Consider the following 18,632-nt stretch of genomic DNA (forward strand, 5'->3'; position numbering starts at 1 on the left):
CTCCCACGCTAGAGTGTGTAACTGGCGTGGGAGCGGGCTTGCCCCGCGATGCTTTTCAGGCCGGCTTTGTGGCTGCCTGCCACAGCACTTCGGCTACGCCCTGCCGCCGCCCGATAATCCGCGCGGCCACGAACAACAGATCCGACAACCGGTTGATATACGCCAACCCCACCCCCTCCAGTGGCTCAACGGCATTCAGCTGCTGACACCGCCGCTCCGCCGCCCGCGCCTGGCTGCGGCACACATGGGCCTGGGCCACCAGCGCCGAACCACCCGGCAGGATGAAGTTCTTCAACGGCCCCAGCTCGTCGTTCCAGCGATCGATGGCCGCTTCGAGGCGCTCGACCTCAGCAGCGTTCAATGCCTGGTAGCTGGGCATGGCCAGCTCGCCACCCAGGTCGAACAAGCGGTGCTGACACGGCGCCAGTACCTCGACCAGCTCTTGCAGGTCGGCCTCGGCCAATCCGGCCAGCAACACCCCAAGCTGGCTGTTGAGGCTGTCCACCTCGCCGATCGCCTCGATCCGCGGATGGTCCTTGGGCACCCGGCGGCCATCGCCCAGGCCGGTTTCACCCTTGTCGCCGGTGCGGGTGTAGATCTTCGACAGGCGATAGCCCATGTCACGTCTCCGTTTTGGTGGTGGCCGGCAGGCCGAGGGGCAGGCGCAGGGTGAAGCAGGTGCCCTGGCCGGGCGTGGAGTGCACTTCCATCTGCCCTTTGTGGTTGTTGGTAATGATGAAGTACGAGACCGACAGCCCAAGGCCGGTGCCCTGGCCGATCTCCTTGGTGGTGAAGAATGGCTCGAAGGTGCGTTTGCGCACGGTCTCGGGCATGCCCACGCCATTGTCCTCCACCTGAATTTCCGCCCACGGCGGGTTGAGCCGAGTGCGCAGGGTGATTCGCCCCGGCTCGCTGGGCTGCGGGCGCTGGTGGATGGCCTGGGCGGCGTTTTTCAGCAAGTTGAGCAGCACCTGCTCCAGCTCGTTGGCGGTGCCGGGCACCGCCCCGAGCTGCGGGTCGAACTGGCGGACGATGGCCTGGCCCTTGAAGTCGAAGCCGATGGCCAGGTCGAAGTCGTTGCCGGCGATTTCCACCGCCTGGTCGATCAGCGCCGGCAGGTCGCAGGGCGCCAGCTGACGGTTGCTGAGGCGGCTGAAACTGAGCATGTGGGTGACGATCTTCGCCGCTCGGGCGCCGGCCTGCTGGATGCCGTCGAGCAGTTGCGGCACTTCGCGGCTGTCCAGGTAGCGGTTGACGGCCGGCAGGTCCAGGCCCAGCTCGGTGGCCTGTTCCTGGTTGCGTGGCAGTTCCGGCGACAGGCGCCGGCGGATGTTCTGCACGTTGTGCAGGATCGCTCCCAGCGGGTTGTTGATCTCATGGGCCATGCCCGCAGCCAGGCCACCGACCGAGAGCATCTTTTCCGACTGCACCATCATTTCTTCCAGCGACAGGCGCTGGGTGATGTCGTCGATGCGAATCACCACGCCACGGCCACCGCCGCCGGTCAGCGGGTAGAAGGTCAGGGCGTAGTGGCGCAGGTCGTCGCCCTTGGGCCAGGTGACCCGCTCGATCTTCGCCACCCGGTGCTTCTCGACACTTTCCTTGAGCTGCGGCAAAAACGGCTTGAGCGGCGCGAAGGCCAGGAAGATCGGCTGGTTCAGCGCCTCGTCCAGCGGTGTGCCGGAAAGCACCGTGGCTTCGTGGTTCCACTGGGTGACGTAAAGCTGCTCGTCGAGGGCGATCAGCGCCGAGGGCATGGAGTCGATGATGCTGTTCAGGTAGTTCTGGAAGCCCGTGAGTTTCTTTTCGATCTTGCTGCGCACCTGGACTTCCAGCTCCAGCTTGCGGTTGGTGTGGCGGGTTTCTTCCGCCAGGCCCTGGGCCTGGTCGTAGGCCTGCTGGAACTCATCGCGGGCGCCCTTGAGCTGCTGCTCGCGGGCTTCGATGCGCGACAGCATGGTGTTGAACGCATCGGCCAGGCTGCCGATCTCGTCATCGTTGCCGCGCTTGGCCCGCAGGGCGTAGCTCTCTTCCCGGGTGACCTGGCGCGACAGCTCTTCGAGGTTGTTGATCGGCAGGGTGATCAAGCGCTTGATCTGCCGGGCGATGACCAGCCACAGCAGGATGCTGAACACCAGGATCGCCAGGCTGGCGGAGAGGGTGCCGGTGTAGAACGCCATCGGCAGCTCGCTGCTGGCCACCAGCAGCAGGTGCGCGGGCGGGTTGGCGTTGCGCGGCAGGCGGATCAGCTGGGTGCTGCGAAACTCCATCAGGCGCCAGCCGTCGATGTTGCGATAACGCTTGGGCAGGGTGAGGGCGTCACCGTGCTGGAGCTGGGCGAGCATCTGCCCATCGCCACCGTAGATGGCCGCTGCGCGCAACGGCGAGTAGCTGTCGAGCTCCTTGAGCAGGGCGCTGGCAGTCTCCGGGGAATCGCCGGCCCGGGAGGACAGCTGCGGGTTGGACACCAGCTTGCCGATGGTCTGCAGCGCCTGGGGCGCCATGCTCTCCTGGGTGATCCAGTAGGCGGCGCTGATGAACGCCAGGTTGGCGACCAGCAGGATGGTGACCAGCAGCACCAGCAGGGCCGCCAGCAGTTTCTGCCCGACCGGGAGGTTTTCCAGGCGTTGGCGCAGGCTCATGAGTCAGGGGGTATCCATGTCCGGTGGATGGGCCAGTCAGTCGCTGGGCAGGCCGCGGGCCTTCAGGCTATCGACCAGGCGCCGTTGCAGGTGTTCAAGCCGTGGCACGCTTGCCCCGTGCCGGGCGGCGACGCGGCAGGCGTGACCCAGCAGGTAATGGACCTCGGTGCGCCGGCCATGACGCACGTCCTGGTACATGGAAGAGTAGTTGGCGGCGGTGGCGAGGATCACCCGTTGCACTTCTTCCTTCAGGTCGTTGGCGGCCTCGGGCTGGCCGCAGCGCAGCAGCAGGTTGGCCAGCTCGTCGCACAGCTGGTCGACTTCGCCCAGGTGCCCGAGCAGCCCACCGTTCTGGCAGTCGTGCAGCACGGTCAATGGGTTGATGGCACAGTTGAGCGCCAGTTTGCGCCATAGCCGCGAAAGGATGTCGACGCTCCACTGGGCGGGAATACCGGCGTCGTGGAGGTCGTCGAACCACCCTGGCACGGCGGGGTTGAGCGGGTTGCCCAGCCAGTTGAAGCCATGGCCGGCGAAGCGCACCTGCCAGTCCGCTTCGCGAAACGCGCCCTCAGTGCTGGAGGCGAAGATGCAACGGGCATGGGGCACCTGGTCGGCCACCTCATCCTGGCTGCCCAGGCCGTTCTGCAGCAGCACCAGCTCGGCACCCTCGGCCAGCCGTGGCGCCAGGCGTGCCACGGCGGGGGCCGCGTCATAGGCCTTGCAGGCCACCAGTAAGCGGTGGATAGGGCCGGGGGCATCGTGGGTTTCGCCGGGGATCGCGTAGAGGCTGCGGTGGTCCTGTTCGACCAGGGTCAGCCCGCCGCCGGCCTGATAGGCCGCCAGGCGCTGCTCGTCGCGCAGGATCAGGCGGACCGCCTTGCCGGCGCGGGCCAGGCGGCAGGCCCAGAGGCTGCCGAGGCTACCGGCGCCGAGAATATGCCAGGTGCTGCTCATCTGCGTTTCGCAACCCGTTATAATGAGCCCGCATTTTAACCCCCTAACCCTGACGCGCTCCATCTTCAAGCTGAGCGCGCTGTTTTTTATGGAGAACCGCCATGCCTTCGTTCGACGTGGTATCGGAACTGGACAAGCACGAAGTCACCAACGCCGTGGACAACGCGGTGAAGGAACTGGACCGCCGCTATGACCTCAAGGGCAAGGGCACCTTCGAGTTCAAGGACAAGGAGCAGACCGTGATGCTGACCGCCGAGGCCGAGTTCCAGCTCGAGGCGATGGTCGAAATCCTGCGTCTGGCCCTGGTCAAGCGCAAGATCGACGTCAAGTGCCTGGAAGTGAAGGACGCCTATCCCTCCGGCAAGGAAGTGAAGCAGGAAGCCAAGTTCCGCGAAGGCATCGACAAGGACCTGGCGAAGAAGATCGTTGCCCACATCAAGGACGCCAAGCTCAAGGTCCAGGCTTCGATCCAGGGTGAGCAGGTGCGCGTCACCGGCAAGAAGCGTGACGACCTGCAGGAGGCGATCGCTGCGCTGCGCGCCAAGGAGTTCGACATGCCGCTGCAGTTCAACAACTTCCGCGACTGATCGGGGCAGGGCAGGAACCTTGATGGCTCAATGATGTCCATCGGTTCCTGCGGTCGCTGCATGCTGTGCGGCCCGTTTCAATGTGTTTTTTGCCGCTTGGCATCAGGAGAGCAAGACGATGGATTTGAATGCAGAGGTCGACCAGCTGGTTCGCCAGTCGCAGACTTGGGTACCGCTGATCATGGAATACGGCAGCCGCCTGCTGCTGGCCTTGCTGACCCTGGCGATCGGCTGGTGGATCATCAGCAGGGTCAGCAATCGGCTGGGCAAACTGGTTGGCCTGAAGGCCGACGCGGCGTTGCAGGGCTTCATCAGCACCCTGGCCAATATCGTGCTGAAAGTACTGTTGATGGTCAGCGTGGCGTCGATGATCGGCATCGAGACCACCTCGTTCGTCGCCGCCATCGGTGCCGCCGGCCTGGCCATCGGCCTGGCCTTGCAGGGCAGCCTGGCGAACTTCGCCGGGGGCGTGCTGATCCTGATGTTCCGCCCGTTCCGCATCGGCGACTGGATCGAAGCCCAGGGCGTGGCGGGCACCGTGGACAGCATCCAGATCTTCCACACCGTGCTGCGTACCGGTGATAACAAGACGGTGATCATGCCCAACGGCAGCCTGTCCAACGGCATCATCACCAACACCAACCGTCAGCCGACCCGCAAGGTGGTGTTCGACGTGGGCGTCGACTATGACGCCGACCTGCAGAAGGCCCGCAATGTGCTGCTGGAGCTGGCCCAGGACCCGCGTGTGCTGCAGGACCCGGCGCCGCAGGCGGTGGTGTCGACTTTGGGTGACAGTTCGATCACCGTGTCGCTGCGTATCTGGACCAAGACTGCCGACTACTGGGACGTGATGTTCATGCTCAATGAGCATGCCCGTGACCGGCTCAAGGCCGAAGGGATCGACATTCCCTTTCCGCAGCGAGTGATCCGTGTGGTGCAGGAGACTGCCCTGCAGTAACCCGGCAGCGGCATCAATCGCGGGGGGGGGAGGGGGGCCAGACGGTCGTTGGAGGGGGGGGGGGGGGGGGGGTCCTGGGGGGGAACCCCCCCTCCACCTTCGTCGTGGGGGGGGGGGGGTGGTCTTCCCCCCGCGATGCTTTTTGCCCCCTTACACTTGCTCACAGCAATCTGCCGTCATTTCTGGCATATAGCCTGACCCCACCCGTCCCCACCTGATACTGATCATGAAACCACTGCTGTACATCACCCCCTTGCGAGCCTTGCTGTTCGGCCTGACCCTGGCGCTGTTCGAGCTGCTGACCTACCTGGCCAGCGATGCCGTGATGCCCGCCATGCCGGTCGTGGTCGGCGACCTGGACGCCAGCCCGGAATTCATCCCCCACGCCCTCAACCTGTACCTGCTGGGCGGGGTGGTCCTGCAATGGCTGATCGGCCCGCTCGCCGACCGTTACGGCCGGCGCCCGCTGCTGCTGACGGGCTGCCTGTTCTTCGGCGTGGCTTGCCTGGCGACGTTCTGGGTACATGACATCGGCCTGTTCAACCTGCTGCGCCTGCTGCAGGGCATCGGCCTGGGCTTCGTGGTCACGGTCAGCTACCCGGCCCTCAACGAGGCGTACAGCGAGGCCGACGCAGTGCGCATGATGGCGTTGCTGGCCAACATCGCACTGCTGTCGCCGCTGCTCGGGCCGCTGGTGGGCACCTTGATGTTGCAGTGGCTGGACTGGCGCTGGCTGTTCGTGGCGTTCGCGGTCGGTGCGGTGCTGTGCTGGCTGCTGCTGTACCGCTTGATGCCGGAAACCCTGGGGGTGGAACGCCGCGACGGCTCACGCCTGCCGTTCACGCCGATCCACCTGCTGCCGCTGTTGGCCGGCTATGGACAGTTGCTGGCCAACCGCCGGTTTGTCGCGGGCAGCGCGGCGCTGGGCCTGGTCGGGTTGCCGCTGATCGGCTGGATCGGCCTGTCGCCGGTGCTGCTGATCCATGACGAAGGCCTGAGCACGATGGAATACGCACTGTGGCAGTTGCCGGTGTTCGCCGGGCTGATCCTCGGCAACCTGATCATCAACCGCCTCGCCGATCGCTATCCACTGCCAGCACTGGTCCGCGGGGCCCTTTGGCCTTACCTGGCGGGCCTGTCGTTGATGGTCGCGGCGACCTGGTACAGGCCGACAGTGACCAGCGTGGTGGCCGGCATGTCGCTGTACGCGCTGGGGCTGGGTGTGGCCAACGCCGTGCTGTACCGCATGACGCTGTTCGCCAGCGAGCAGAGCAAGGGGTTGGTGTCGGCGATGCTGGGGATGATCACCATCGCCTTGCTGGGGCTGGGAGGCGCTGTGTTGGCGATGCTCGGAGCGGGTGCCAGCCTGATGCACTTCGCCGTGGCGGCAGGCATTGCCGGGGCGCTGGCGCTGTGGCCGTTGTGGTTCGTGGTGGGCAGGCGCTCCGGGGAAGGGGCGGTGGCACAGTAGAAGCATCGCGGGGCAAGTCGCAGCGGCGCACCGCCGCTCCCACGCTTATAGGCTTATAGGCTTATAGGCTTATAGGCTTATAGGCTTATAGGCTTATAGCGTGGGAGCGGGCTTGCCCCGCGATGAGGCCTTTGAAGGCCTAGTTCTGTTCAGCTGCCGGACTCTCCACCGGCACCGGCTTTCCCCGACCGGCTTCCTGCCGCCACTGCAGGGCGATCAGGATCAAGGTCGGCACGCCCAGCAGGGCAGTGATCAGGAAGAAGTCGTGGTAGCCGAACTTCTCCACCATCACCCCTGAATAGCCGCCGATCAGGCGCGGCAGCAGCAGCATGATCGAGCTGAGCAGGGCATATTGCGTAGCCGAGAACTTCAGGTTGGTCAGGCTCGACAGGTAGGCGACGAACGCCGAGGTGGCCAGGCCCGAGCTGAAGTTGTCCAGCGAGATGGTCACCACCAGCATTTCCAGGTTCGGCCCCATGTCGGCCAGCATCAGGAACAGGATGTTGGTCGCCGCCGACGCCGCGCCGCCGATGAACAGGATCGGCAGGATGCCGAAGCGCACGATCAGCAGGCCGCCGGCACCGGCACCGACCAGGGTCATGATCAGGCCGAAGATCTTGCTGACGCTGGCGATCTGGTCTTTGGTAAAGCCCATGTCGATGTAGAACACGTTGGCCATCACGCCCATCACCGTGTCGGACATGCGGTAGGTAGCGATCAACCCGAGCAGCAGCAGGGCCTGCCAGCGGTAGCGGCTGATGAAGTCGTTCACCGGGGTGAGCACCGGGGCCAGGCCGCGACGGCCGAGGGACGACAGGCACGCCCAGCTCAGCAGTGCATAGAGCAGCAGGCGCAGGAAGGCGCGGTCTTCGAGCAGCAGGTCGAGCGGGGTGGCGTCGCCGAACAGCACGCTGGCCCAGTCGGTGTTGAACATCTGGGTGAAACTGGCAGGTACCGAAACCAGCAGGATGATCAGGACGAACACCGACGCCAGCTGGTGCATCAGCCCATAGCGCGCCGCCGACAGTTGGGTACGCAGCGGTACCGGGGGTTCACGCATGATCAGCGTGGTGAACACCGCCGGCAGCATCAGCACGCCGAACAGCACGTAAGTGCCGGTCCAGGCCTGATGCAGGTAGCTGAAACCGGTGGAACCGAACCACTCGGCGAAGAACAGTGCGCCGGCCGTGGCCAGCAGCGCGGCGACCCGGTAGCCGGCCATGTAGCTGGCGGCCAACGCAGCCTGGCGCTGGTCGTCGGCGATTTCCAGGCGATAGGCATCGACGGCGATGTCCTGGGTAGCCGAGGCAAAGGCTACCAGCACTGCCAGCGCGACCAGCCATGACAGGTGTTTCTGCGGGTCGCAGAAGCCCATGCCGACCAGGCCCACCACCACCAGCACCTGCGACAGCAGCAACCACGAACGGCGGCGGCCCATGCCGCCGAGCAGCGGCAGGCGCCATTGGTCGAGCAGGGGTGACCACACCCACTTGAAGGCATACGCCAGGCCGATCAGGCTGGCGTAACCGATGGTTTCGCGCGCCACACCCGCCTCGCGCAACCAGACCGACAGGGTCGAGAACACCAACATGTACGGCAGGCCGGCGGCGAATCCGAGCAGCAGAAGTACCAAGGTTGACGGGCTGGCATAGGCAGCGAGCGCAGCGCGCCAGGTTTTACGGGGCATGGGCCAACATCTGCCTCAAGTTTGCGAAAACAAAGCGCGCACTCTAACCGCTGTGCTCCATCGGGCGCCAGCCATGGCGCGCCATATCCACACGATTATTGGCTACATTCACGCCTTCTGCGCGCAGACGGGCGCGCTGTTCGTCGCCCGATGGGGTGCCCAGGGCAAGGCTCAGGCGCCCCCCCGCGCCGAGCACACGGTGCCACGGCAGGCGGGTGTCCGCAGGCAGTTGCCCGAGGGTGCGACCAACCCAGCGGGCCGCGCGGCCAAGGCCCGCCAGCTCGGCGAGCTGGCCGTAGCTGACCACCTTGCCTGGCGGGACTTGGCCGAGCACCGAATACAACGCCATTCGTCGGGCTTCGACATCTTCCGGTGGGGGAGCAGAGTTGGCAGACATCAGAGCCCCCTTGGCCTGTAGATGAAACTGGACGGATGGCAACGGCAAACAAGAGTGGAACTCATCGGCATGGTCTGGGTCAGTCCTTGCTCATGGCGTGGGCATCCGGATAATGCCCGGCTTTTTTCGGCAAATCGAATCCGTAGTCCACTTATGTACTCAAGAATCCTGCTCTGCTTCTTCGCTGTATCGCTTTGCACCTCGGCGCTGGCCGATACCGTGTGGATGAAGAACGGCGATCGACTCACTGGCAAGATTACCGTCTTCGATGGCGGCAAGTTGCTGCTGGAAACCTCATACGGTGGTTCGATCGCCTTGGACTGGAAACAGGTGAAGACCCTTGAGAGCGACCAGGAACTGCTGGTCAAGCAGGACGCCTACAGCGGCGAGAAGGCCAAGTCACTCAAGGCTGCCGAACCAGGCAAGGTGACCTTGGCCAACGGTGATGCGCCCAAGACCGTGGAACTGGCCAGTATCGAGCAGATCATGAAGCCCCGACCGCTGGTTGAGGACTTTCTGTGGAAAGGCAATGTCGACGTGGCGCTGGACTACAAGCGCGCCGAGAACGACACCGACGACTACGACGTCAGCTTCAAGACCACCGCGCGTCACGGTCGCTGGCGGCACAACGCCGAAGGCGAATACAACCGCGAGAGCAAGGACGAGGTCACCACCGCCAACAACTGGAGCGCGGAATATGCGCTCGACCGTTTCATCACCGAGAAATGGTTCTGGCAGGGGCGCCTGGAGTACAAGCGCGACCAGATCGAAGAGCTGGCGCGCCAGCGCACCGTCGGTACTGGCCCGGGCTACCAGTTCTGGGATGACGAACTGGGCGCGTTCTCGTTGGGCTCGCTGATCAACCGCACCGATTACCAGTACCGTGACGGCGGTCAGGACAACTTCTACGCCGCGGCCGTGAAGTGGGACTACACCCGTTACCTGATCGGCAAGAAAGTGCAGTTCTTCACCAATGGCGAGGTAGGCAAGCCGTTTGGTGGCGTCGCCGACTACGCCCTGGATGCGGAAATGGGGCTGCGCTACAAGGTCACCGAATGGGCTTCGCTCAACCTCAAGGCGGAAAAAGACCTGATCAAGGGCACCGATGATCGTGATCTCGACAAGACCCGCTACACCGCCGGTTTCGGCGTGACCTGGTAGGTCCCGGGCCGGTACGCGACCGGCCTGTCTGGCAGCTGGCGGTGATAATGCTTATCTTGTCTGTCACCCCGCCCATCGCCAGGAGCCCCTTTCGTGAGTACCAACGCCCTTCGCCCAGCCCGGGAACTGCTGCTCAAGGAGTACCGTGGCGTGCTCTCCACCCATTCCAAATCGATGCCGGGCTTCCCGTTCGGTTCGGTGGTCCCTTACTGCCTGGACGCCGATGGGCACCCCGTCATTCTTATCAGCCGTATCGCCCAGCACACCCACAACCTGCAGAAGGACCCCAAGTGTTCGCTGCTGGTGGGCGAACGTGAGGCTGAGGACGTGCAGGCAGTAGGGCGCCTGACGGTGATGGCCGAGGCGCACAAGCTCAGCGACGAGGCGGCCATCGAAGCTGCCGCCGCGCGCTACTACCGTTACTTCCCGGAGTCGGCGAACTACCACAAAGCCCACGATTTCGACTTCTGGGTACTGCTGCCGGTGCGCCACCGCTACATCGGCGGTTTCGGCGCGATCCACTGGCTCGACCAGGTCACCCTGGCCAACCCCTTTGCCGGCGCTGGCGAAGCGAGCATGATCGAACACATGAACAGCGACCATGCCAATGCGATCGCCCACTATGTGGCGCTGAGCGGCCTGCCGAGCACGACAGCGGCTGAAATGGTCGGCATCGACAGCGAAGGCATGCACCTGCGCATCGGCCAGGCGGTGTACTGGCTGGCCTTCCCAACAACTTGTAATACCCCGACACAAGTCCGCGAAGCCCTTGTGCTGCTGGCCCGTGCCGAACAGTGGCCGACGGTGGCGCGCGCAGAGGGTTGAAAAAACGCCTGCACGCATCCATCTGATGCTCCTACAGGAAGATGTTCTTCCGTCGAGGAATGAGTGATGCGTGCCTTTTTACTGCTGTTTCTCCTTTTCCCTGTGCTGGAGCTGTTCGTCTTCGTCAAGGTCAGCGCCGCCATCGGTTTCTTCCCGGCGCTGCTGCTGATCATTGCCGGCTCCGCACTGGGTGTGCTGGTGATGCGCGTAGCCGGCCTGGCGACCGCCCTGCGTGCCCGTGAGAGCCTGCAGCGCGGCGAGTTGCCCGCCGAAGAAATGTTCCAGGGGCTGATGATGGCGGTGGGTGGTGGCCTGTTGCTGCTGCCGGGCTTCATCAGTGACGTGCTGGGCCTGCTGTGCCTGCTGCCGTTCACCCGCCGCCTGGTGGCTGGCAAGCTGCGCCGCCGTGCCGAAGAGCAGGCCCTGCGCCAGCGGGCGTTCCAGGACGATCCGTTCCAGGCCCAGCCCCGTGATCCCGGCCATCGCCCCAATGTGATCGAAGGCGAGTACGAGCGCCGCGACAAGTAATCGGGCAATTGAACCTGGGGTCGGCGCAGCGCCGCTCCCACGAATGGTTTTGAACGCCTGATGAAAATTTTTCCGTAGCAAACCTTGTAATCGAATAAGGCGGCCTCATGTATGTGGTCACCGCAAGGTTTCTGGTGGTGACACCAGACATGACACAGGTGGTTCGCCCTTCGCGGGCCACCCCCGGCAACGCCGGACCGCATCAACCCGCCGGTGCTGACACCGGCCGATGAAAACCACTATTTGGGAGAGATCGACAATGAAGCTTCGTCCTCTGCATGACCGCGTCGTTATCCGTCGCAGCGAAGAAGAATCGAAAACCGCTGGCGGTATCGTCCTGCCGGGTTCGGCCGCTGAAAAACCGAACCGCGGCGAAGTCGTCGCCGTCGGCACCGGTCGCATCCTGGACAACGGCGAAGTTCGCGCGCTGGCCGTGAAAGTGGGTGACAAAGTGGTTTTCGGCCCTTACTCGGGCAGCAACACCGTGAAAGTCGATGGCGAAGACCTGCTGGTCATGGCCGAGAACGAAATCCTGGCCGTTGTCGAAGGCTGATTTCCCCGACTTCCCGTTACTCCAAAGAATTCCAAGGATTAAACGATCATGGCTGCTAAAGACGTAAAATTCGGCGATTCCGCCCGTAAGAAAATGCTGGTTGGTGTCAACGTTCTGGCTGACGCGGTAAAAGCGACCCTGGGCCCGAAAGGCCGCAACGTGGTCCTGGCCAAGAGCTTCGGCGCGCCGACCATCACCAAGGACGGCGTTTCCGTCGCCAAAGAAATCGAGCTGAAAGACGCCTTCGAAAACATGGGCGCCCAGCTGGTCAAGGAAGTTGCTTCCAAGGCCAACGACGCTGCCGGTGACGGCACCACCACCGCTACCGTCCTGGCTCAGGCCATCGTCAACGAAGGCCTGAAAGCCGTCGCTGCCGGCATGAACCCGATGGACCTCAAGCGCGGCATCGACAAGGCCACCGCCGCCGTTGTCGCCGAGCTGAAGAACCTGGCCAAGCCATGCGCCGATTCCAAGGCCATCGCCCAGGTCGGTACCATCTCCGCCAACTCCGACAACTCCATCGGTGAAATCATCGCCGAAGCCATGGAAAAAGTCGGCAAAGAAGGCGTGATCACCGTTGAAGAAGGCTCGGGCCTGGAAAACGAACTGTCCGTCGTAGAAGGCATGCAGTTCGACCGCGGCTACCTGTCGCCGTACTTCATCAACAAGCCGGACACCATGGTTGCCGAGCTGGAAGGCCCGCTGCTGCTGCTGGTCGACAAGAAGATCTCCAACATCCGCGAACTGCTGCCAGTACTGGAAGCCGTTGCCAAGTCCGGCCGTCCGCTGCTGATCGTTGCCGAAGACGTTGAAGGCGAAGCCCTGGCTACCCTGGTCGTCAACAACATGCGCGGCATCGTCAAGGTTGCTGCGGTCAAGGCACCGGGCTTCGGCGACCGCCGCAAGGCCATGCTGCAGGACATCGCCGTCCTGACCGGCGGCCAGGTCATCTCCGAAGAAATCGGCCTGTCCCTGGAAACCGCCACCCTGGAGCACCTGGGTAACGCCAAGCGCGTCATCCTGTCCAAGGAAAACACCACCATCATCGATGGTGCTGGCGCCGACACCGAGATCGAAGCCCGCGTCAAACAGATCCGTGCCCAGATCGAAGAAACCTCTTCGGACTACGACCGTGAGAAGCTGCAAGAGCGTCTGGCCAAACTGGCTGGCGGTGTTGCCGTGATCAAGGTCGGTGCTGGCACCGAAGTTGAAATGAAAGAGAAGAAAGCCCGCGTTGAAGACGCCCTGCACGCTACCCGTGCAGCCGTCGAAGAAGGCGTGGTGCCTGGCGGTGGTGTTGCCCTGGTACGTGCCCTGTCGGCCATCGTTGACCTTAAAGGCGACAACGAAGACCAGAACGTCGGTATCGCCCTGCTGCGTCGCGCTGTCGAAGCCCCGCTGCGCCAGATCACTGCCAACGCCGGCGACGAGCCAAGCGTTGTCGCTGACAAGGTCAAGCAAGGTTCGGGTAACTTCGGTTACAACGCTGCTACCGGCGAATACGGCGACATGATCGAGATGGGCATCCTGGACCCAGCCAAGGTCACCCGTTCGGCCCTGCAAGCTGCTGCTTCGATCGGCGGTCTGATGATCACCACCGAAGCCATGATTGCTGACGCTCCGAGCGAAGCCCCAGCTGGCGGCGGCATGCCAGACATGGGCGGCATGGGTGGCATGGGCGGCATGATGTAAGCCAGCCTTACCCCCAGCTGTAATGAAAAGCCCCGCCTAGTGCGGGGCTTTTTGTTTGTCGCTGTCTTTGGGGCGCGAAGCGGCCCCACCATCAGGCAACGCTGCGCTCGGCCACCGGTGCCGTCGCCATCCCCCGGCGATACAGCACCAGGTAGTAACATCCCAACCCGATCAGCCAGCAGAGCACTGCTGTCCAGATGTTGTGCGAGAGAAAGTGCGCACCCTGCATCATCCTGCCCACCGACAGCACCGACCCGGCCACGAACGCCAGCCCCAGCGCCGCCTTGGCCAGGCGCGGCCGGCGATCGCGTAGCACGAAGAACAGCGCGAACAGGCAGAACCCGGTCGCCGCATGGCCACCCGGCCAGCACAGGCCAGCCTTGTCGGTAGCCGGGCGTGGCTCGAGAAGCTTGCTGTAGGTTTCGCTGCCGCCGAACTGGCTCAGGCTCCACGGGCACTGTACCTGGGTCAGTTGCTTGAGCGGGGTGACGAAGGCCGTGGACAGGCTCAGTGCCAGCACCAGGCAGCCCAGTTCACGACGCCAGCCGAACAGGCGTTGCCAGAAGAAGCTGGCGATGAACGCTGCGACCGCCACCAGGCTCAAGGCGATCACCACCTGCTTGACCCGGTCGTGCAGGATGGTTTCCAGCAGGTAGCTGTGGCGACCGATGAACTCCCCGGCAGCCCGGTCGAAGAACAGGTTGGCCAGGTCCATGTCTATCGATGTCCATTCCAGCAGGATCAACGCGACGATGGTAACGAAAGGGATGCCCAGGTAGAGCCACGGATTGATCGGGTGTGGGCGAATAGTTTCCTGCATGACAGCTCCAGGGGTGGAAAAAGACCGGGCATTGTCGGGTGCCCGCTATCCTGTGTCCGTGAAGGTTCGGTGAAAAAACTGTAAAGCTTGGTGAATTTTCCCGAGGGCTGGCACAGCACGGGCGATGGCCTTAAGCTGCCGCCGAGCGAAGCGCGGTACAGGAGACCCCGATGCGTATTCTTTTGGTTGAAGACAACCGCGACATTCTTGCCAACCTGGCCGACTACCTGGGCATGAAAGGCTACACGGTGGACTGCGCCCAGGATGGCCTGTCGGGCCTGCACCTGGCCGCTACCGAGCATTACGACCTGATCGTGCTCGACATCATGCTCCCCGGCATCGACGGCTACACGCTGTGCAAGCGCCTGCGCGAGGATGCCCGCCGCGATACTCCGGTGATCATGCTGACCGCCCGCGACCAGCTGGATGATCGTCTGCAGGGCTTCCGCTCGGGTGCCGATGATTACCTGCTCAAGCCATTCGCCTTGTCCGAACTGGCCGCGCGCATCGAAGCGGTGCTGCGCCGTGCCCAGGGCGGCGGTCGCCGTACCTTGCAGGTGGCCGACCTGAGCTATGACCTCGACACGCTCGAAGTGACCCGCCAGGGCCGCCTGCTCAAGCTCAACCCGGTGGGCCTCAAGCTGCTCGCCGTGCTGATGCAGAAAAGCCCCCACGTACTGCGCCGCGAAGTGCTGGAAGAGGCCCTGTGGGGCGATGATTGCCCCGACAGCGACAGCCTGCGCAGCCACGTCCATCAGCTGCGCCAGGTAATCGACAAACCGTTCGACAAACCCCTGCTGCATACCGTCCATGGCGTCGGCTATCGCCTCGCCGAGGGCCGCGATGGAGTTTAAGCAGAGCCTTGCCCAGCGCATCATCATCGCCTTTGCGTTGATGAGTGCGTTGGTGGCCGGGGCCTTTGCCTTCGGCATTGTCGCCACCGTGCACCTGGTTGAGGAACGCTTGATTTCCTCGGTGCTCGGCGGCGACCTGCAGCGTCTGTTGCGCATGGACAGTGTCAGCGACTGGAGCCACCGGCCGCGCCCGGACCAGTTGTTCTACTTCAGCGGCGGGCGTGATGACTTCGAGCTGCCCAAGGACTTGCGGCATCTGGAACCGGGCTTCCATGAGGTGTTCCGCGACCAGTTGTCGTATCACGCGATGGTCGAGATCGTCGATGGCCGGCGCTATGTGCTGCTGCAGGACCAGAGCGATTTCGAAGAGCGTGAGCGGGTGCTGTTCGCCGTGGTGGTGGTGGGCTTCGTGCTCAGCCTGGCGCTGGCGGTGATCCTCGGCTGGGTGTTGGCGCGACGGGTGATGGCGCCGGTGATCCGCCTGGCTCGCCAGGTGCGCCATCGCGACCAGTTGCTCGGCCTGGCGCCACCGCTGGCGCCGGATTACGCGGCGGACGAGGTGGGGCAGTTGGCGGTGGCCTTCGACGATACCCTGGGCCGCCTGCGTGATGCGCTAACCCGTGAACGGCTGTTTACCAGCGACGTCAGCCATGAGCTGCGTACGCCGTTGATGGTGCTGGCCACCTCGTGCGAGCTGCTGATTGAAAACCCCAACCTGGACAGCCGTGCGCGCAGCCAGGTCGAGCGCATCGCCCGGGCAACCGAGGAGATGCGTGAGCTGGTCAAGACGTTCCTCATGCTGGCCCGCGCGCAACGTGATGAAGGCACAATTGCCGCCCAGGCGACCTTGCGTGAAGTGGGCGATGATCTGACCGCCGTATGGCGTGACACCATCGAACAGAAAGGCCTGGCCCTTTACTACGATGGCCGGGTGAGCGCCGGCCCGGCGTTGTACAACGCCACCTTCCTGCAATCGGTAATGGGCAACCTGTTGCGCAACGCCGCCCACTACACCGATGGCGGCTATATCCGCCTGAGCCTGGAGCCCAACGGGTTCAGCGTCGAGGACAGCGGGGTGGGTATCCCGGAGGAGCAGCGCGAAGCGATGTTCCGCCCGTTCGTGCGCGGTGACGAGCGCCGTGGCGAGGGGCTGGGCCTGGGCCTGTCGTTGGTGCAGAGGATCTGCGATGACCAGGGCTGGCGCGTCACCCTGAGCACCACGCAGCCCCACGGTTGCCGCTTCGAGGTAGACCTGAGCCAAGGTAGCAGGATGCTCGATGAGGGCGAGGACGACAGTAAGGTTCTGGATCCGAATTAACGTCTTGTAACACCTGTTCTGTTTGATTACAGAATTTTCACATCTGCATGACCTGATTCCTACGCGAACCTACCTAACGTGGACGCATTGGAATCAGGAGATGCCCGATGCGTAGCCCCATCAAACTCGAGTTTTCCGAAAAGTATGATCGGGATCATGCCCGCGACTACTTCCTCAAACACCAGGATGGCTTGGCCAGGCGGCTGTCGCACAAGCGCGACGAGCAGATGGCCCGCAACGCCTTGGCCTTGGCCGGCGAGCCAGGCCTGGTCCTGGACCTGCCATGCGGTGCAGGGCGTTTCTGGCCCCTGTTGGCGGAAAAGCCCAACCGGGTAATCATTGGCGCTGACAACTCCGCGGCGATGATCGAGACAGCCTGTGCAGCACAACCGCCAGAGGTGGTGGCACGGGTACGCCCTTTGCAGACTTCCGCCTTTGCCATTGACCTGCCGGACAACGCGGTAGACAGCATCTTCTGCATGCGGCTGTTCCACCATATTGGTGACCCGGCCCACCGCAAAACAATTCTCTCTGAATTTCAAAGGGTTAGCCGTGACAGTGTAATTCTGTCACTGTGGGTGGATGGCAACTTCAAGGCATGGCGGCGCAAGAAACTTGAAGCTCGACGCAGTGTCAGAGCCGAGCAGGACAGCTACCAGAACCGCTTTGTGTTACCGGCGGCTACAGTAGAAGAAGAATTTACGGCTGCAGGTTTCAGAATTCAGGAACGGCTCGACTTTCTGCCGTTCTACGCGATGTGGCGCGTATACGTTTTACGTAAGGGGTAGTGATTGATGGCGGCAGTGCAGAAAGAGTCCGGGCAGTTTGATTTCTACTGGCAGCAGCAGGGCGAATGGGTCGAGGAACCCAACCAGCGCCGTGGTGGCGAAAGTGGCGTGCAACGCCTCAGCGACGCCAGCGGCCAGCTGCTGTATGCCAAGCGCCAGGTTGGCCATATCTACCGGAGCCTGCTGCACCCGTTCGGTCGGCCCACGGTCTTGCGCGAACTCGATGCCTTGAACAGTTTCGAGCAGTTGGGCGTGCGTGTGCCACGTATCGTGTTTGCCGGTGCTGAGCGCGATGCCGATCACCAGTGGCGTGCGCTGCTGGTAAGCGAAGCGCTGGACGGTTTTGTCGACCTGGATACGTGGTACAGCGAAGGCGCTCGTGAACGTTATCCCCAGGCAGTCCATGAGCGGATGTTCAAGGACCTTGCAGACAACCTGGCGCGCATGCACCTGGGGCACTGGCAGCATGGCTGCCTCTACGGCAAGCATGTGTTCGTCAAGGTGATAGGCACTGGTGAGCAGGCCCGGGCTGAAGTGGCTTTGCTCGATCTGGAGAAGTGCCGGCGGCGAATCAGCTGCCAGCGCGCGGCTTACAACGATTTGCGTCAGTTGCGGCGCCATTCGTCGATCACTGACGCGGAATGGCAGACCTTGCTCTATTTTTACCAGATGGCGTTTGGCAGCGCGGTCAAAGGGTTAGAGCAATGAAGCTAGAAATCGCTCGAGCTTTGTTTCTTGTTGGGGCACTGGCGGTGACCACGGTGGCTGCGGCTGCCTGGGAGCAGCCGGGGCTGACGGTGTTCAGCAAGGCCGAGGTGGGTGGTTTGTGCCCGCTGCCGCGGGAGGCGAAGGTCGAGCAGGTGTCCGTTAAACCGGATCATGATTTTCTGCTGTTTCTGTTTGGGATGAGGCAGGGGCTGCGGCCGTTTGGTTGATAGGTTGTTTGGTTGTTTGGTTGTTTGGTTGTTTGATCTAGGCGCCAGAAGTTTATGTAGACTTCTGGCGTTTTGGTTTTTGGTTTTTGGTTTTTGGTTTTTGGTGTTTGTGTTTGTGTTTGTGTTGAAAGTTTTATGCGCATTCATTTGTGATGTCGACGCGTAGTCACCTTTCCGCCCTTACGGCGGCCTACTTTGGTCTTGGCCAAAGTAGGCAAAGCCGCTCGCTCCCATCATACGGCCCCTACGCTGCGCTTCGGGGTCCCTTCGCTCCGGCGTCCTCCGGGCCCGCGCGGCCTCCGACTTGCTGCGCAAGTCTACATCTCGCGCCTTCGGCTGCGCTCTCGCGCCTTCGGCTGCGCCGAAGGGTGCTGCGCACCAGGGCCCTCCAGACGCCTACGCTCAGCCTCCTGAAGTCGCGAAGTTAGGGGCGGCGCCTGGGCTGGCGTTAGCTGTCGCTAG

General features: G+C 63.2%; 19 protein-coding genes. 13 read left to right on the top strand and 6 right to left on the bottom strand.

Features of this window, described 5'->3' with window-relative positions; all coding sequences use genetic code 11:
- Positions 1 to 55: 55 nt before the first annotated feature.
- Genes ACO6VM_RS26610 through ACO6VM_RS26620 form a run of 3 tightly spaced genes read right to left on the bottom strand, consistent with a single transcriptional unit; the run spans position 56 to position 3,596 of the window.
- Positions 56 to 619 (bottom strand): cob(I)yrinic acid a,c-diamide adenosyltransferase, encoded by a 564-nt coding sequence (locus tag ACO6VM_RS26610; RefSeq protein WP_401058670.1) that lies wholly within the window; start codon positions 617 to 619, stop codon positions 56 to 58.
- A 1-nt stretch (position 620) separates the two neighbouring features.
- The gene (locus ACO6VM_RS26615) at positions 621 to 2,642 is read right to left on the bottom strand and encodes a sensor histidine kinase (protein WP_401058672.1); all 2,022 of its coding nucleotides are present in this window, start codon (positions 2,640 to 2,642) and stop codon (positions 621 to 623) included.
- A gap of 36 nt (positions 2,643 to 2,678) precedes the next feature.
- Positions 2,679 to 3,596, bottom strand: coding sequence for a putative 2-dehydropantoate 2-reductase (locus ACO6VM_RS26620; protein ID WP_401058673.1), 918 nt, complete (start codon positions 3,594 to 3,596; stop codon positions 2,679 to 2,681).
- Between the two features lie 101 nt (positions 3,597 to 3,697).
- On the opposite strand from ACO6VM_RS26620, the gene ACO6VM_RS26625 reads away from it, so the two are divergent.
- From ACO6VM_RS26625 to ACO6VM_RS26635, 3 genes are all read left to right on the top strand, one after another.
- Complete coding sequence (locus ACO6VM_RS26625) at positions 3,698 to 4,183, top strand: YajQ family cyclic di-GMP-binding protein (protein WP_390967115.1); 486 nt, start codon at positions 3,698 to 3,700, stop codon at positions 4,181 to 4,183.
- A gap of 118 nt (positions 4,184 to 4,301) precedes the next feature.
- On the top strand, positions 4,302 to 5,141 hold the full coding sequence (locus ACO6VM_RS26630; protein ID WP_322359445.1) for a mechanosensitive ion channel family protein: 840 nt from the start codon (positions 4,302 to 4,304) through the stop codon (positions 5,139 to 5,141).
- Between the two features lie 226 nt (positions 5,142 to 5,367).
- Complete coding sequence (locus ACO6VM_RS26635) at positions 5,368 to 6,612, top strand: MFS transporter (protein ID WP_401058675.1); 1,245 nt, start codon at positions 5,368 to 5,370, stop codon at positions 6,610 to 6,612.
- A 139-nt stretch (positions 6,613 to 6,751) separates the two neighbouring features.
- On the opposite strand, the gene ACO6VM_RS26640 is transcribed toward ACO6VM_RS26635, so the two are convergent.
- Both ACO6VM_RS26640 and ACO6VM_RS26645 read right to left on the bottom strand, forming a co-directional pair.
- Positions 6,752 to 8,299: an AmpG family muropeptide MFS transporter gene (locus ACO6VM_RS26640; protein WP_422404040.1), complete on the bottom strand. Its 1,548-nt coding sequence runs from the start codon at positions 8,297 to 8,299 to the stop codon at positions 6,752 to 6,754.
- A 43-nt stretch (positions 8,300 to 8,342) separates the two neighbouring features.
- Entirely contained in the window at positions 8,343 to 8,696 is a 354-nt protein-coding gene (locus tag ACO6VM_RS26645) for an MGMT family protein (protein WP_422404041.1), read from the bottom strand.
- Positions 8,697 to 8,849: 153 nt separating this feature from the next.
- Here ACO6VM_RS26645 and ACO6VM_RS26650 point away from each other — a divergent pair, with 153 nt between their 5' ends.
- The 5 genes from ACO6VM_RS26650 (at position 8,850) to groL (ending at position 13,455) form a co-directional block, all read left to right on the top strand.
- Positions 8,850 to 9,857 (top strand): DUF481 domain-containing protein, encoded by a 1,008-nt coding sequence (locus ACO6VM_RS26650; RefSeq protein ID WP_401058678.1) that lies wholly within the window; start codon positions 8,850 to 8,852, stop codon positions 9,855 to 9,857.
- A gap of 93 nt (positions 9,858 to 9,950) precedes the next feature.
- Positions 9,951 to 10,682 carry a HugZ family protein gene (locus ACO6VM_RS26655; RefSeq protein WP_347151860.1) on the top strand — a complete coding sequence of 244 codons (732 nt, stop codon included), beginning with the start codon at positions 9,951 to 9,953 and terminating at the stop codon, positions 10,680 to 10,682.
- 66 nt (positions 10,683 to 10,748) lie between these two features.
- The gene (locus ACO6VM_RS26660) at positions 10,749 to 11,210 is read left to right on the top strand and encodes an FxsA family protein (RefSeq protein ID WP_110991597.1); all 462 of its coding nucleotides are present in this window, start codon (positions 10,749 to 10,751) and stop codon (positions 11,208 to 11,210) included.
- Positions 11,211 to 11,469: 259 nt separating this feature from the next.
- Positions 11,470 to 11,763, top strand: coding sequence for a co-chaperone GroES (locus ACO6VM_RS26665; RefSeq protein WP_016488938.1), 294 nt, complete (start codon positions 11,470 to 11,472; stop codon positions 11,761 to 11,763).
- Positions 11,764 to 11,811: 48 nt separating this feature from the next.
- Positions 11,812 to 13,455: a chaperonin GroEL gene (gene groL / locus ACO6VM_RS26670; RefSeq protein WP_401058680.1), complete on the top strand. Its 1,644-nt coding sequence runs from the start codon at positions 11,812 to 11,814 to the stop codon at positions 13,453 to 13,455.
- A 91-nt stretch (positions 13,456 to 13,546) separates the two neighbouring features.
- Here the strand turns inward: groL and ACO6VM_RS26675 are convergent, their stop codons facing one another.
- Positions 13,547 to 14,275 (bottom strand): phosphatase PAP2 family protein, encoded by a 729-nt coding sequence (locus tag ACO6VM_RS26675; RefSeq protein WP_422404042.1) that lies wholly within the window; start codon positions 14,273 to 14,275, stop codon positions 13,547 to 13,549.
- Positions 14,276 to 14,445: 170 nt separating this feature from the next.
- On the opposite strand from ACO6VM_RS26675, the gene colR reads away from it, so the two are divergent.
- The 5 genes from colR (at position 14,446) to ACO6VM_RS26700 (ending at position 18,170) form a co-directional block, all read left to right on the top strand.
- Positions 14,446 to 15,129 (top strand): two-component system response regulator ColR, encoded by a 684-nt coding sequence (colR, locus tag ACO6VM_RS26680; RefSeq protein WP_028689695.1) that lies wholly within the window; start codon positions 14,446 to 14,448, stop codon positions 15,127 to 15,129.
- Positions 15,119 to 16,447, top strand: coding sequence for a sensor histidine kinase (locus ACO6VM_RS26685; protein ID WP_401058684.1), 1,329 nt, complete (start codon positions 15,119 to 15,121; stop codon positions 16,445 to 16,447). Before colR ends, ACO6VM_RS26685 begins: the two co-directional genes overlap by 11 nt.
- A 107-nt stretch (positions 16,448 to 16,554) precedes the next feature.
- Positions 16,555 to 17,235, top strand: coding sequence for a class I SAM-dependent methyltransferase (locus tag ACO6VM_RS26690; protein ID WP_110991593.1), 681 nt, complete (start codon positions 16,555 to 16,557; stop codon positions 17,233 to 17,235).
- A gap of 6 nt (positions 17,236 to 17,241) precedes the next feature.
- Positions 17,242 to 17,943: a lipopolysaccharide kinase InaA family protein gene (locus ACO6VM_RS26695; protein WP_401058686.1), complete on the top strand. Its 702-nt coding sequence runs from the start codon at positions 17,242 to 17,244 to the stop codon at positions 17,941 to 17,943.
- Positions 17,940 to 18,170, top strand: coding sequence for a hypothetical protein (locus ACO6VM_RS26700; protein ID WP_125462744.1), 231 nt, complete (start codon positions 17,940 to 17,942; stop codon positions 18,168 to 18,170). Before ACO6VM_RS26695 ends, ACO6VM_RS26700 begins: the two co-directional genes overlap by 4 nt.
- The last annotated feature ends 462 nt before the right edge of the window (positions 18,171 to 18,632 follow it).

Source organism: Pseudomonas sp. GZD-209 (assembly GCF_049310485.1).
In the GTDB taxonomy this organism is placed as follows: Bacteria; Pseudomonadota; Gammaproteobacteria; order Pseudomonadales; family Pseudomonadaceae; genus Aquipseudomonas; species Aquipseudomonas sichuanensis.